The 14164-nt window shown below is 67.7% G+C and carries 17 protein-coding genes; 7 read left to right on the plus strand and 10 right to left on the minus strand.

All coding sequences use genetic code 11. The features are described from left to right. Positions 1-527, plus strand: a 527-nt coding sequence (locus tag MIC448_RS11385; protein WP_036299705.1) for a glycosyltransferase, incomplete at its 5' end; no start/stop codon positions are given. Between the two features lie 139 nt (positions 528-666). Here MIC448_RS11385 and MIC448_RS11390 read toward each other — a convergent pair. The 4 genes from MIC448_RS11390 to MIC448_RS11405 all read right to left on the minus strand — a co-directional run bounded on the left by MIC448_RS11390 (position 667) and on the right by MIC448_RS11405 (position 3229). After that, positions 667-1164: a hypothetical protein gene (locus MIC448_RS11390; RefSeq protein ID WP_036299707.1), complete on the minus strand. Its 498-nt coding sequence runs from the start codon at positions 1162-1164 to the stop codon at positions 667-669. 225 nt (positions 1165-1389) lie between these two features. Next, positions 1390-2046 carry a DUF1345 domain-containing protein gene (locus MIC448_RS11395; protein WP_036299710.1) on the minus strand — a complete coding sequence of 219 codons (657 nt, stop codon included), beginning with the start codon at positions 2044-2046 and terminating at the stop codon, positions 1390-1392. A 60-nt stretch (positions 2047-2106) separates the two neighbouring features. Next, entirely contained in the window at positions 2107-2661 is a 555-nt protein-coding gene (locus MIC448_RS11400; RefSeq protein WP_199484444.1) for a flavin reductase family protein, read from the minus strand. 34 nt (positions 2662-2695) lie between these two features. Beyond that, positions 2696-3229 (minus strand): NADPH-dependent FMN reductase, encoded by a 534-nt coding sequence (locus MIC448_RS11405; protein ID WP_036299713.1) that lies wholly within the window; start codon positions 3227-3229, stop codon positions 2696-2698. Positions 3230-3497: 268 nt separating this feature from the next. Here MIC448_RS11405 and MIC448_RS11410 point away from each other — a divergent pair, with 268 nt between their 5' ends. The 3 genes from MIC448_RS11410 (at position 3498) to MIC448_RS11420 (ending at position 5180) form a co-directional block, all read left to right on the plus strand. Continuing rightward, the gene (locus MIC448_RS11410) at positions 3498-4073 is read left to right on the plus strand and encodes a flavin reductase family protein (RefSeq protein WP_036299717.1); all 576 of its coding nucleotides are present in this window, start codon (positions 3498-3500) and stop codon (positions 4071-4073) included. A gap of 94 nt (positions 4074-4167) precedes the next feature. Beyond that, positions 4168-4770: a flavodoxin family protein gene (locus tag MIC448_RS11415; protein ID WP_036299720.1), complete on the plus strand. Its 603-nt coding sequence runs from the start codon at positions 4168-4170 to the stop codon at positions 4768-4770. Between the two features lie 47 nt (positions 4771-4817). Then, positions 4818-5180, plus strand: a complete 363-nt coding sequence (locus MIC448_RS11420; RefSeq protein ID WP_036299723.1) for a UBP-type zinc finger domain-containing protein — start codon at positions 4818-4820, stop codon at positions 5178-5180. On the opposite strand, the gene MIC448_RS11425 is transcribed toward MIC448_RS11420, so the two are convergent. Next, positions 5161-6057 carry an alpha/beta fold hydrolase gene (locus tag MIC448_RS11425; protein WP_036299726.1) on the minus strand — a complete coding sequence of 299 codons (897 nt, stop codon included), beginning with the start codon at positions 6055-6057 and terminating at the stop codon, positions 5161-5163. The genes MIC448_RS11420 and MIC448_RS11425 overlap by 20 nt on opposite strands. A gap of 198 nt (positions 6058-6255) precedes the next feature. Between MIC448_RS11425 and MIC448_RS11430 the strand changes: the two genes are divergently transcribed. Beyond that, complete coding sequence (locus MIC448_RS11430) at positions 6256-7380, plus strand: ice-binding family protein (RefSeq protein WP_051513673.1); 1125 nt, start codon at positions 6256-6258, stop codon at positions 7378-7380. A gap of 127 nt (positions 7381-7507) precedes the next feature. Next, on the plus strand, positions 7508-7699 hold the full coding sequence (locus MIC448_RS11435; RefSeq protein ID WP_036299729.1) for a hypothetical protein: 192 nt from the start codon (positions 7508-7510) through the stop codon (positions 7697-7699). 85 nt (positions 7700-7784) lie between these two features. Here the strand turns inward: MIC448_RS11435 and msrA are convergent, their stop codons facing one another. From msrA to MIC448_RS11450, 3 genes are all read right to left on the minus strand, one after another. Continuing rightward, positions 7785-8330 carry a peptide-methionine (S)-S-oxide reductase MsrA gene (gene msrA / locus MIC448_RS11440; RefSeq protein WP_199484445.1) on the minus strand — a complete coding sequence of 182 codons (546 nt, stop codon included), beginning with the start codon at positions 8328-8330 and terminating at the stop codon, positions 7785-7787. Next, positions 8327-8815, minus strand: a complete 489-nt coding sequence (gene msrB / locus MIC448_RS11445) for a peptide-methionine (R)-S-oxide reductase MsrB (protein ID WP_036299733.1) — start codon at positions 8813-8815, stop codon at positions 8327-8329. Before msrB ends, msrA begins: the two co-directional genes overlap by 4 nt. A gap of 138 nt (positions 8816-8953) precedes the next feature. Beyond that, complete coding sequence (locus tag MIC448_RS11450; protein ID WP_036299745.1) at positions 8954-9946, minus strand: NADP-dependent oxidoreductase; 993 nt, start codon at positions 9944-9946, stop codon at positions 8954-8956. A 142-nt stretch (positions 9947-10088) separates the two neighbouring features. Here MIC448_RS11450 and MIC448_RS11455 point away from each other — a divergent pair, with 142 nt between their 5' ends. After that, positions 10089-11708 (plus strand): FAD-dependent oxidoreductase, encoded by a 1620-nt coding sequence (locus MIC448_RS11455; RefSeq protein WP_036299735.1) that lies wholly within the window; start codon positions 10089-10091, stop codon positions 11706-11708. Between the two features lie 8 nt (positions 11709-11716). Here the strand turns inward: MIC448_RS11455 and MIC448_RS11460 are convergent, their stop codons facing one another. Both MIC448_RS11460 and MIC448_RS11465 read right to left on the minus strand, forming a co-directional pair. Continuing rightward, a complete protein-coding gene (locus MIC448_RS11460; RefSeq protein ID WP_036299748.1) occupies positions 11717-13234 on the minus strand; it encodes an alpha-N-arabinofuranosidase in 1518 nt (505 codons plus the stop codon). Next, positions 13231-14164: Gfo/Idh/MocA family protein (locus tag MIC448_RS11465; RefSeq protein ID WP_036299738.1), on the minus strand; the 934-nt coding region annotated here is incomplete at its 5' end. The genes MIC448_RS11460 and MIC448_RS11465, both read right to left, overlap by 4 nt.

Here is a 14164-nt window from a genome sequence, read left to right on the forward strand (position 1 = left end):
CCGCCACGCGCGGCGTCGGCGCGGCTCGGGCTGCGGGTGTCGCCGCAGCGCTCGCGACGCACGAGCACACGCCCCTGCGTCGTCTATGGATCGCGCACACGGACGCCGACTCGGTGGTTCCCGCGAACTGGCTGACGCACCAGTGGGAGCTGGCCGCGGCGGGCGCGGATGTCGTGGTGGGCACGGTCCGGCCCGACTTCCGGGACCTGTCCGCCGAGCAGACGACGGCGTGGTGGTCGACGCACCAACCGGGCACCGCCAACGGTCACGTGCACGGGGCGAACCTCGGGACGCGGGCGAGCACGCTCGTCGCGGCCGGCGGTTTCGAGCCCGTTCTCGAGCACGAGGACGTCCTGCTGGTCGCCGAGGCGAAAATACGCGGAGCCCAGCTCGTCGCCTCTGACGAAGCATGGGTGCAGACGAGTGGCCGGCTCGTGGGACGAACGGCCGGCGGGTACGCGGGCTACCTGCGCGAGCAGCTCATCCCGCTCGCGCGCTCGCGCGCCGCGTACGCCCCGACCGCCTGATCGTCGGCCGAAGACAGGAGATCCCGCGGGAACAGGACGATCCTGCACATATCGTCCTGTTTCCGGCGGATCTCCTGTTCTCAGCGAAGAAGGACCCGCACCGCGTTGTGCGGTGCGGGTCCATCGAGTACGAGCCGGATCAGCCCAGGATGTCGCCGAGCATGCCCACTCCGCCGATGTCGCCGACCGAGGTGTCGGTGTCGTTGCCCGATCCCACGGGCGCCTCAACGGGCGCCTCGACAGGAACATCGATGTCGTTGCCGGACCCGATCGGAGCGTCAACGGGAGCCTGCACCTTGTTGCCGGAACCAATGGGGGTGTCGTTGCCCGACAGCACGTCGCCGTTCAGCGAGTCGCTGACGACCGGTCCCTCCACCGAAGGAGCGTTGATGATGCCGCCGTCTACGCCGACGTTGCCGGCGTTCGTGTCGGGCGAGACCACCAGGTCACCGGCCGAGACACCGGCGAGAAGGTCGTCGACGATGTCGAACATTCCCGTGACACTGGTCCGCGTCGACGTGTCTTCCGTGGTGGATTCCGCGGCGTTCGCGGGGATCGCGAAGCCGGCGACGGCGAGGGCCGCAGCTCCCAGTCCCGCGGCGCCCATCATTCCGATTCGAGTCGTGTTCTTGCGCATGAGTTTTCTCCTTCACATCGCTTTCGTGACGTGCGACTTGCGCCGCACGAGGGGTCATCCGACGCATATCGACAATCGGATGGGTCGGGTCGGCGAACGGCGCGTTCACAGGAACGGAGCGGCCCTCAGACATCCCCACAACGACGGGGATGGGCGCGTCTTCCTGGCAGGTTCGTGTGAGCGTCGATCCGCGCTCGTGCGAGATGCTTCAGGTGATGCGAACCCTCAGGTGATCGCCGATACGGCGCGTGCGATCACGAGCACCGACATGATGAATCCGGCGAGAGCCTCGACCGCCATGAACGCCTTCGCGCGGCGTGTGATCGGGAGCGCATCCGCCGGCGAGAAGGCCATGCCGGCCGTCAGCGAGATGTAGAGGTAGTCGAAGTAGCGGGGTCGCCACGCCCCGAAGCCCGGGGTCGAGTCCTGCGGAAAAACGAAGTCGGCCTTCGTGACGTCGCGCGATCCCCGGGCACGGGCCACCGGGCCGCCGAGGTCCAGCTCCCAATACAGCAGTCCGAACGCGATGGCATTGGTCACCCACAGTTGCAGGGCAGCGAGCAGGATGCTGATGCCCTCGGCATCCGGGGCCGTGAGCAGTTCGTAGACCAGCTGCACGAGCAGCGCCTGCGTCACGAGCAGGAGCAGAACCCCGAGGATCAGCGAGAACCAGCGGGACCAGGTCGTCTGCCGCACGAGGTGGTGAGGGTTCAGGACGATGAGCGGGATGACGAGCAGCGCGCAGACGCCGACGGCCACCCAGCGCAACGGCTCCAGGAAGAAGCTCGGCAGCAGCAGCCACAGCACGAGGACGGCGAGCACGCCCACGATCGCCGGCCACCGGTGTTCGTAGGGCACCCTGGTCGTCTCGGCCGTGGTCATGCGCTCATTCTGTCGGAACGGCGGCCCGAGCCCGCGCCGCCGTTCCGACAGAGAAGGCGTTCAGCTGGCGAGCTGGTCGGCCTCGCGCAGGTGGCGGTACGAACCCTTGAAGTAGAGCAGCGGCTCGCGCGTGTGCCACTCCGGCGCGCTCATCTCGACAACCTTGCCGATCACGATCAGATGGTCTCCGGCGACATACTCGTCCCAGAGCTCGCAATCCACCCACATCAGGGTGTCGTGGATGACGGGATTGCCCGACGCAGCGGGTGTCCAGTCGATCCCGGCCCACTTGTCCGTCCCCTTGCGGGCGAACTGGTTCGAGACATGGAGCTGGTCGTGCGCGAGCACGTTGACGGCGAAGCGGCCGCTCTGCTTGATGCGCGGGTAGGTCGTCGAGGTCAGCATGACGCTGAACGAGACGAGGGGTGGATCCATCGACACGCTGTAGAACGACTGGCAGGTGAAGCCGACGGGTTCGTCCGCCTCCAGCCCGCTGATGACCGTGATGCCCGATGCGTAATGCCCGAGCGTGTCACGGAACAGACGTGCGTCGATCGCGGTAGGCGCCGAGATGGGTGCCGGGGTGAGTGCTGACTCGAGTGCTGACTCGTGCATGGTGTTCCTCCTATCAGTGACGACGCAATCGGGTTCAGGTGAGAGGTGTTGCCGTCGCGCCGGCCACGAGCGCCAGGCGCGCGAGGTTCGTCGCATACTCTGCCGCAGCCGTGCCCACGACATCCTCGAGCTGATCCATCTGGGTCAACGAAAGGTAGAAGCCGCGACCCGGGACCATCGCACCCAGCTCGACGAGCAGGGGCGCGAGGTTGTAGGTCGGACCCATCGCGTGGCTGAAGTCCGCGCCGGTATGCACCGGGATCGCCGTGACGCCCGCGAGGCCGTTCGCCGGGTACCGGTCGAGGAACGCCTTGAGCAGACCCGTGTAGGTGGCCTTGTACGTCGGAGACGCGAAGACCACCAGGTCGCTCTCGGCGACGGAGGCGTTGAGCGCCGCCATCTCTTCCGAGGGCCAGGCGAAGATCTCGGCCGTGTGATCGGCGAGATCGATCACCTCGAGCGAGTACGCGCGGGGGGCGAGGAGCTTCTCGACGAGCAGCTCCGCGACCTTGCGCGTGCGGGATGCCGGCTTGGGATTGCCGACGACGATCGTGACTTTGAGCGACATTTCACTTCTCACATCTGTACCGATTGACAGGAAATCGAAGGTGTCGTGTCGCCCCGCACACGCATGCCCAGCCGGGAACGAGGGCTGACGACGCCTTCACACCACCGGGATTTTTTGGCCCGGCGGGCCCGCAACGGCTTACGCTGCGACATCAGTATGCACCCGGTTTGTTTCGCTCGTGTCACAGAATCCCGAATATGGAAGGGCGCATTACGCCGAGCGTCGCGAACACGGAGCCGCTGCCCGAAACGGGGGATAGCGTGTGGGGATGACGACCGAATCCGAGCCGACCGCCGACCGTGTCGCACCCACCGAGGGCGCGGTGGCCTTCCCCTCGCTGTCGGCCGACGACTTCAAGGCCGCGTTCCGCGGGCACCCGGGGGGCGTCGCCGTGATCACCGCCGACGATGGCAGCGGACCCGTCGCGCTGACCGCGACATCCGTCTCGTCCGTGAGCGCCGACCCGCCCCTCCTCGTCTTCTCGGTTTCCGCTCAGTCCTCGAGTGCTCGCGCCCTTGCCGCAGCCGACACCGTCGTTGTCCACCTGCTCGATGCCCAGGACCTGCCCCTCGCCCGCCTGGGTGCGACCAGTGGTGTTGATCGTTTCGCCGACACCGATTCGTGGTCGCGCCTGGTCACGGGCGAACCGGTCTACCACGGCGTGCGGGCGTGGATCCGGGGCGCCGTCGTGAATCGGATGGATGCCGGCGGCTCCACGATCTTCGCGGTGCACGCCCTGCAGTCGAGCCTGTCGCGGGATCCCGCCGCGGGCGAGGCAGGCGACGCGCTGGTTTACCACAACCGCACGTGGCACCGCCTCGGCGAACACTCGCGCATCGACTGAACGGGGCTCGCACCACCGGAGCGGCGTGTCAACCCCCGTGACCGCGCCCGAGGTCCGCTCCTAGGTTGGACACATCCCGATGAGGAGGTGGCCCATGGCCGAAATTCGCGCGCTCGCGCTCAACTGCACGCTCACGAAGTCCCCCGAGCCTTCGAGCACCGAGCTGCTCACGACCCAGATCCTGCGGGCCCTCGCCGACCTCGGCGCGCAGACCGCCCAGGTGCGTGTCATCGATGAGAACGTCGCGCCCGGCGTCGAGAAGGACATGGGTGAGGGCGACGGTTGGCCGGGCATCCGGGAACAGATCCTGGCATCCGACATCCTCGTCATCTGCTCGCCCATCTGGATGGGTCACATGTCGAGCGTGGCCCAGGGCGTCCTCGAACGTCTCGACGCCGAGCTGTCCGAGACGGACGACGCGGGTCGCCCGATCCTCTTCGGCAAGGTCGCCGTGACCGGAATCGTCGGCAACGAGGACGGCGCGCACAAGGCGACCGCGGACCTATACCAGGGTCTCTCGGACGTCGGTTTCACCCTGCCGGCACAGGGCGGCACATACTGGGTCGGCGAGGCGATGCAGACGGTCGACTACCGAGATCTCGACGAGACGCCCGAGGCGGTGTCGAGCGCCACGACCATGCTGGCCCGGAACGCGGTACATCTGGCGACGCTGTTGCGGGAGCATCCGTACCCCTAAGTTCGAATGGCACCGAAGAGGTGCACGAACCAGAACGGGAGTCGGACATGAGCGATCCGTCGAGCTTCATCAACCCCGAGGTTGCCCCGAGCGGAACCGGATGCGTCGAGTGCGACGACACGGGCAGTTGGTGGGTTCACCTGCGCCGATGCGCGGCGTGCGGCCACATCGGCTGCTGCGACGATTCGCTTAACCGCCACGCGACGGCGCACTGGCACGAAACCGGGCATCGCGTCATCCGGTCGTTCGAACCCGGCGAGGACTGGTTCTGGGACTACGAGATCGAGAGCGGGATCGATGGGCCCCACCTCGCTCCCCCGCAGGCGCATCCGGTGGATCAGACCGCGCCGGGGCCTGCGTCGCGCGTTCCTGGCGATTGGCGGCGGATACTCATGCGGCAAGCGCGCTAGCCAGGATCGCCTGCAGCACGACACCGGGCGATTCGATTGCGGCGAAGTGTCCGGCATCCGGCACCCGTTGTTCGCGGAAGGCCGGAATCGTCCGAGCGAACCACGCACTGTCGGATTCGGACGAGAAAGCATCCCGCTGACCGCGCACCGAACGCACCGGGCACCCGATCTGCTCGAAGCGCCGCAGGTCATAACCCGCCACGGCCCGGGCGGCATGCACGAACGAGGTCGGCCGTAGCTCATCGGCGAAAGCATCGATCACGCTCGCGTCGATCACACCCCGATCGGCGAACAGCGGGCTTGAGAGCAGACAAAGCATCCCGATGCGACGCAGACCCCGCACGACACCGATGCTCCCGAAAGCGTCGAGAATGCGCATCGCGAGCAGCATTCCCGCGAACCATGGCAGACGGATGCCGCCCCACACCTGCCTCCGCACCGCTTCGACGACCGCGGGACCCGTCGGCGAGACGAGCACAACGGATGTCGTCGCGTCCGGGGTGCGCGAGGCCAGATCCAGCGCCAGGAATCCGCCGAGCGAATGACCGACGAGACGCCAGCGTCGATAGCCGAGAGCGAGGGCGATCTCGGCTATGGCCCCGGCGTATGCGCCGATGCTCGCCTCGCGCCAGTCGGGGGCCGCGGACTCACCCCAGCCGGGAAGGTCCGGAATGACCAGATCGACCAACGGCATGCCGCGTCCGTCGGCGTAGGCGATCAGGGGCGTCCACGTCGTCCACGATCCAGCGGCGCCGTGCACGAGGATCGTCGCGGTATCGCTCGCGCGGCGTCCCGACCGGACCACCACGGGTCCGAGCGACGTTTCCACGACGACACGCTCGAGGCCGAGTGCGCTCTCGTCTCGGATCAGCTCCATGCCGCTTCTTCGGAGCGGGTCTCGGCGGGGATTGGCGGAAGGGTACAGCATGTCGGACAGATGTCCGGCAGGTGTCGATCGCGCATCGGTTTTTCGCGATTCCCCCGGAGGCCTCGAACCCGTGTGAAGCTGGGCATAGGTAGACGTGTGACCGGGGTCCTCGACGTTTCCCTCCTGATTAAGGAAGGGACCTCGACCATGGTCCAGAAATTCAGTCACCGAGGCGCAGTCCTCCTCGCATCCGTCGCCGTCATCGGCGTCGCGATCCTCCCCACTGCGGCACACGCGGCCGATGGGCCCATCGATCTGGGTACGGCGGAAACGTTCGCGGTGCTGGGTGGATCGGAAGTCACATTCGCGGCGACCGGCACGACCACCGTCTTCGGTGACGTCGGCGTGAGCCCGGGCACATCCGTCACGGGCCAGGAGAACCTGGACCAGACGGGGGGCTCGGTCTATGCTCCCCCGTCCCTGGTCGACCAGGCGAAGAGCGACCTCGGCACCGCGTATGGCGTCGCGGACGGTCTGACCCCGATCGTGACCGGTCTGGGTGATCTGACCGGACTATCCCTCGTACCGGGGGTTTACGAGGGGGACCTCTCGCTCACCGGTACCCTCACACTCGCGGGCAACGAAGACGCGTATTGGGTCTTCCAAGCCTCGTCGAGCCTGATCGTCGGGAGCGACGCCGAAGTCATCGTGACCGGCGGCGCGAATTCGTGCAACGTGTTCTGGCAGGTGCCCACCTCCGCGACGATCGATGGCAGCGAGCTCTTCGTCGGCACCGTCATGGCAGACCAGTCGATCACCGTGACGTCGGGTGCGACGATCGAGGGGCGTCTGCTCGCCCTGAATGCCGCGGTCACTCTCGACAACGACACGATCACACGCCCGTCCGGCTGCGACAACGTGCGCCCGACGATCACCTCCGCCGGCCCCACGGCGGGCACCGCGGGCACGGAGTACTCCTACACCGTCACCGCATCCGGAACGCCGACCCCGACGTACTCGATCACGGGCGGCACGCTGCCGACGGGCCTCGGCCTCGACGCAACGAGCGGCGTCATCTCGGGAACGCCGACCACCCCGGGCACGTACACCTTCACAGTCACCGCCTCGAACGGGACATCAGCTGACGCCTCCGCGACGTACACCGTCGTGATCGCGGCGCCCACGGTGGCGGCGGCGGTGGCGGCGGGCGAACAACTCGCGGAATCGGGCTCCGACCTGACCCTTCCGATCGTGCTCGGGGGCGCGCTGCTGGCCGCCGGTGCGGCGTTCTTCTTCATCGCACGGGGCGCGCGAATCGCCCGGCGGCGCTAGGGTCGTCGCGGACCGGCCTGCGGGTCGGTTCGCGACGGGAGCCTTGTCATTTATGACAGGCCTCTCATATAGTTCTCATGTACCTACCGGCTCTGGGGAGTTAACGGGGAGAAAGTGACGGCGTTCCATGTCGTCTATCGCCACGAGCGACCCCGCGCGCGTCGCGCACCCCACGGAGGCGTGGGTTCGCGAGTACGCCGTCGAGCGGGCTGAGGGCACCTCGGCGCTCCGCGGACTCGTCGTCGGAGCCGTACTCAGCCTTCCCCTGTGGGCACTTCTCATCGCGGGCGGCAATGCGCTGCTCTCGAACCTGACCTGATCCCCCACATAACGAAGAAGCCCGCCGCAGAGCATGCGGCGGGCTTCTTCGTTTACGCGTTCAGGCGGCGTAGGTGCGAGGGGCGTCAGACGCTGGCGGATGCCTCGCGCTGGGGCAGCACCCATCCCCGGCGGGGGAAGTGGCACGTGTAGCCGTTCGGGATGCGCAGCAGATAGTCCTGGTGCTCGGGCTCGGCCTCCCAGAACGGACCGGCGGGCTCGATCGTCGTGACGGCCTTGCCCGGCCAGAGACCCGAGGCGTCAACGTCGGCGATCGTGTCGCGCGCGACGCGTTCCTGCTCGGGGGTGAGCGGGAAGATCGTCGAGCGGTAGCTCGATCCGATGTCGTTGCCCTGACGGTCCAGGGTCGACGGGTCGTGGATCTGGAAGAAGAACGCGAGGATGTCGCGGTACGTCGTCTTCGTCGGATCGAACACGATCTCGACCGCCTCGGCGTGACCCGGGTGGTTGCGGTAGGTCGCGTGCTCGTTCTGCCCACCCGTGTAGCCGACGCGTGTGTCGAGAACGCCGGGCTGGCGGCGGATCAGGTCCTCCATGCCCCAGAAACAGCCACCGGCGAGGACTGCCGTCTCGGTTCCGGGGGTGCGGGTGATGCTTCCGTCGTCCGTCATGATGCGTTCTCCTGAGTTGTCGTCGTGTTGTCGGTGTCGGTGTTGCCGAAGAGGGCGCGGAACTCACCGTATCCCTCGGCCTCGAGCTGCGCGACGGGGATGAATCGCAGCGCGGCCGAGTTCATGCAGTAGCGCAGTCCGCCCGCGTCGCGGGGGCCGTCGTCGAAGACGTGACCCAGATGACTGTCGGCTCCGGCGGATCGCACCTCCGTGCGCTTCATCCAGAGCGTCCGGTCGATCTTCTCGGTCACGGCCGCGGGGTCGATTGGCCGGGTGAAGCTCGGCCAGCCGCTTCGGCTGTCGTACTTGTCGATCGATGAGAAGAGCGGCTGGCCCGAGATGACATCGACGTAGATGCCCTCCTCGTGGTGGTCCCAGTACTCATTGCGGAAGGCCGGCTCGGTGCCGTCGTCCTGCGTGACCCGGTACTGCGCCGGGGTGAGGCGGCTGAGTGCATCGGCAGTCGCGCGATAGTCGTGTGTCATTTTTCCTCCTCGGGGGACGCGGCTGGCTGCAGCGTCACTGAAGGGAACGGATGAGTGAGTGGTTTTGGTCCCGTCAAGCTGGGAGCGGGCCGTGAGTTTCGGATGTCTCCTCCGACGCGACTGCGGCGTTGGCTCCGCTCAGCCCACCGCTTCGTGCACATCGCGCGCCTTCAGGGTGCGGAACGAGGACACCATGTTGGTGCCGAGCAGCACCTTGCCGCGCGAGTGCAGCTTCTGCAGGTCGGCGTACGCCTCCGAAATCCGGCGAAGGGGATAAATGCCCGAGACGAGCAGAGTGAAGGTGCGCGCCTGCGCCAGGTCGACCAGTCGAGCCAACACGTCGGTGGCGTGTGCGACGGATTCGGGGTCACCGCGCAGAAGTCGTAGCTCGACTTCGCGGCGATCGGCGCTCGAGCGGTAGCGGCCGGCCGGGACCCCCAGCTCGTCAACGAGGGCATGACCGTCCTGGCCGAAGTTGTCTATCAGGGCGGTCACGGACGCACCCGCGGCGGCTCTGCGGATTCGATCCGCGATCCCGTCCCCGTAGCGGACAGGCTTGATGCCGAGCTGGCGCAGGTAATCGAAGTTGCGGTCACCGCAGGTCCCGATCACCGTCGCCCCGCGATGCTTGGCCACCTGGGCTTGGATGCTGCCGACCCCACCCGCCGCGGCAGAGATCACGACGACATCGGAGGCACCGATCTTGAGTTCGTCGAGCACCTCGAGCGCCGTCGCTCCTGAGAGGAACATCCCACCCGCCGCCTCCCAGGTGAGCGACTTCGGCTTCATGACCAAAGCAACAACCGGCACGTTGACGAATGTGGCGTGGGCCCCGGCCCGCACATGCCCGATGACGTCTGAGCCGACGCGAAAACCCCCGGCCCCTTCACCGACCGCCACGACGATTCCCGCGAACTCGCTCCCGGAACGTCGCGGCCACTGCTCGTCCCAATCCGTCTCTCGGCCCGCTCGGATAAACCCGTCGATGTGGCTGATGCCGGCGCAGATCACCTGGACGGTGACCTCGCCCGGGGCGGGCGGCGGAAGAGGTTGGGTTCTCAGCTCGAGGACGTCGGCCTCCCCGACATGGTCGTACTCGACGATCGTCGTTTGATCCGGCTTCTTTGCCATGATCATCCCTCTCGGTCTGGCCTACAGGTAGGACTCAGAGGGTTATTCGGTGCGAGTGCCCGTTTCGGATGCAGGCTTTCGACGAAAAGACGAGATTCGCAGTATCTGCATCCACCCGCCGGCCGGTGGCTACCCTGTGGGCATGGGTTCAGAAATCCAGATGCCGACACTGACGACCGCCCAGTGGCAACGGATGCTGACGTACGGTACCGCGCAGCAGACCTCGGTCGGCGACTTCGTCTTCCGGTCAGGGGATGCCGAGTACGACCTGATCCTGGTCGACTCGGGCGAGGTGGAGGTCGTGCGCGACGCACTCGGCTGGGTCGAAGAGGCAGTCATCGCCCCCATGGGCCCACGCAGCTTCGTGGGCGAGCTCGGTCTGTTGAATGGCCAGGGCGCCTTTCTCTCCGCACGCGTCACACAGGCGGGCACCGTGTACCGCGTCACCCGCGCCGAGCTGCGCCGCCTGATGGCGGAGGATGACGAGCTGTGCGACATCGTCCTGCACACGCTGTGGGCCCGCCGCGAGCACCTGCGCCGCGGACCGGCAGCGCTGACGTTGAAGCTGGTCGGCACAGCCTCGTCACCGGAACTCATGTCGCTCCGCCGCTTCGCGGAGCGACTCGACCTCGTCCATTCGGCGTACGAGATCACCCCCGAGGACCGCGAGTACCTCGCGCACCACGATTTCACCACCGAAGACCTGCCGGTCGCCTTCATACAGGGCGAACCCCTGGTGCGCGCGACCCCGGGGCTGGTCGCTGACCGCCTCGGGCTGAGCTACCAGGCCGTGGCGGACGCGGTCGTCGACCTGGTCGTCGTCGGTGCCGGGCCCGCGGGGCTCGCCGCCGCTATCTACGGCGCATCCGAGGGGCTCTCGACCGTCCTGCTCGACGCCGTCGCACCGGGCGGGCAAGCCGCCACGACCTCGCGCATCGAGAACTTTCTCGGCTTCCCGTTCGGGGTGAGCGGTGCAGACCTGATCGGTCAGGCATCGCTGCAGGCGCTCAAGTTCGGGGTGCGCGTTTATGCACCGTGCGAGGCGGTCGACCTGACCCCCGTGGGCGACGACCTGCTCGACATCACCCTGACCGATGGCCGCGTCATCCGTGCCCGGAGCGCGATCGTCACGTCCGGCGCGGCGTATCGCCGGCTACCGCTCGATCGGTGGTCTGAGTTCGAGGGGGCGGGCATCTACTACGCCGCAACCCAACTCGAACTCCGCCAGGTGCTCGAATCCCCCGTAGTCGTCGTGGGCGGGGCGAACTCGGCCGGGCAGGCGTCGCTGTATCTGGCGGCGAACGGGTGCCCCGTGCGCCTGGTCGTCCGAGGCTCCGACCTCGGGAGTCGGATGTCTTCGTACCTCGTCGATCGTCTGCTCGAAGATCCTCGGGTCGAGGTCCATACCGGGTCGCGCATCGTCGCGCTCGGCGGTGAGTCGTCGCTCGATCGAGTCAGCATTGACAGCGTGGGAGATGTCAGCGCGCGCGGCCTCTTCTGCTTCATCGGTGCCGATCCCGCCACGTCGTGGTTGTCATCGCTCGACCGCGATGTCGATGGCTTCTTGCGGACGGGCGTCGACATCGCGGCGCTCGGCATGCAGTGGCGCGCGCTCGGTCGCGAACCCCTGCCCTTCGAGACATCCCTTCCCCGCGTGTTCGCCGCGGGGGACGTCCGCCGCGGGTCGATGAAGCGGGTCGCGGCGGCCGTCGGCGAAGGCTCGAGCGCCGTCGCCTCCGTGCACCGGGCGCTCGCGGGCTGAGGGCCCGGTCAGCTCAGGTCGAGCTCGATCGTCGCGAACGAGTGCGGCGGCATCTGGAGCCGCAGCACACCGCCCTCAAGAGTCGTCTCGAGCGGCGTGGGCGCGACGCGCGCGTCCTCGCCCGGTGCGTTGAAAGCGTCCGGCGCGTCACCCGTCAAGACCCGCGCCCGTCGTACATGCGCCCCGCGTCCCCGCAGATCGATCGACACGTCGAGCGTCTCGTCGACCGCAAGATGCGTGAGCGAGATGAGCGCCCCCGCGTCCTTCGTCGACGCCGACATCGACAGCAGCGGCAGCTCCGCGCCCGCGACCGGCGCCGCGGGGGCCTCCAGCAGATGAGCGCTCAGCTGAGACGCATCTTGATGCCCCTTGTTCATCTCGAACACGTGGTACGTCGGGGTCAGCACGAGCCGGTCGCCGTCCGTCAGCACCATCGCCTGCAGCACGTTGACGGTCTGCGCGATGTTGGCCATCGAGATCCGGCGGGCGTGGCGGTGGAAGGCGTCGAAATGGATGCCCGCAACGAGAGCATCTCGCACGGTGTTCTGCTGGAACAAGAAGCCGGGGTTTGTTCCCTCTTCGACGTTCCACCACGTGCCCCACTCGTCGCAGACGAGCCCGATGCGGCCGTCGGGATCGTAGGAGTCCATGACCGCGACGTGGCCGCGGATGAGCCGTTCGATCTCGGAGGCGTAGGCGAGCGTCGCGTAGTACTGCTCGGTTGTGAAGCCAGCGGCATCCTCCGTGTTTATGCCGGTACCGGAATGCGTATAGAAGTGGAAGGAGATCGCCTGGTACACGGGCTCGGCGCCCATCGTGCAACCCGCACACTCGGTCACCGACTTCATAAGCGTGCGGGTCCACTCGAGGTCGCCCTCGTTCGCGCCCGCGGCGATGCGTGTCAGCGTGTTGCCGCCGTGGTCGCGGCAGAACGTGGCGTAGCGCCGGGCCTCGGCCGCGTAGTGTCCGGCGGACATGTTGCCGCCGCATCCCCAGGCCTCGTTTCCCAGGCCCCAGAACGGCACCTTCCACGGTTCGTCGCGACCGTTCTCGCGCCGAAGCCGAGCCATCGGGCTGTCGTCGTCGCGCGTCAGGTATTCGACCCAGTCGGCCATTTCTTGCACCGTGCCGCTGCCGAGGTTGCCGTTCACGTACGCGTCGGTGCCCAGCAGATCACACAGGTCCATGAACTCGTGCGTGCCGAAGTGGTTGTTCTCGACCACGTCGCCCCAGTGGGTGTTCGCGATCGCCGGACGCGACTCGCGGGGTCCGATGCCGTCCTTCCAGTGGTACGTGTCGGCGAAGCATCCGCCGGGCCACCGCAGGTTCGGGATGTCGAGCGCCCGCAGCGCGTCCACGATGTCGAGACGGATGCCGCGCTCGTTCGGAATCGGCGAATCCTCGCCCACCCAGAATCCGTCGTAGATGCACCGGCCCAGGTGCTCGGCGAAGTGGCCGTAGATGTGTCGGTTGATCCGGTGACCGGTCACGTCGAGGTCGATGACGGCGCGTGCTGAGGCGGTCATGTCGTGCTCCATTCGTCGGGGGACGTGAGGGGTACGAGCGGGGGACGCGGGGCGGTCGTCCGCAGGGTGACCCGGCGGCCCTCGCGGGCGGAGTCGAGGAGGGCCGTCATGATTTCGAGGACGTGTAGGGCCACCGCTCCGCTCGCGCGATCGCCGCCGCGCAGGAAGTCGATGACGCCGATCCCGCGCCCCGCGCCCTCATATCCTGCGCTCGGCGGAAGCACGGTCCAGGACTTCTGGCCGAGACCGCGCACGCGCGCCTCGCCCTCGAACAGGTTCGGGTCCGGGGCCGTCAGGCTTCCCGCCTCGCCGTGGACCTCGAGCGGTGCCGCGGTGGTCGCCGCCGCGTCGAAGCTGAACGTGACAGTCGACACGGCACCGCCGAGATGCTCGAGAACACCGGCCACATGCGTGTCGACCTCGACCGGAATGATCTCGCCGAGGCGCGGCCCCGACCCGATGCGCCGAGTATCGCGGGTGCGCGACGACGACCCCGACACCTGCGTCACCGGCCCCAGCAGGTGCACGAGCGAGGTGAGGTAGTAGGGGCCCATATCCATCAGGGGGCCGCCGCCGTCGCGGTAGTAGAAGTCGGGGTGCGGGTGCCACGACTCGTGCCCCGCCGAGACCCACGTCGCCGAGGCAGCGGTGGGACGCCCGATGGCGCCCGAGTCGACCGCGTCGCGCGCGGTCTGGATCCCCGTGCCGAGCACCGTATCGGGAGCCGCCCCGATCCACGCGGTGCCCGCGGCATCCATCATCCCGACCGCCTCGACGAACGTCGCCGCGAGCGGCTTCTCGCCGTACACGTTCTTGCCGCGCGCGAGAGCCGCGAGCGCGACTTCGGCGTGCGCTGCGGGGATCGTGAGGTTGATGACCGTCTGCACGGCCGGGTCGGCGACGAGCTCATCGACGGTCAGGGCGCGGCAG

This window comes from Microbacterium sp. C448 (assembly GCF_000582705.2).
GTDB lineage: Bacteria > Actinomycetota > Actinomycetes > Actinomycetales > Microbacteriaceae > Microbacterium > Microbacterium lacus_A.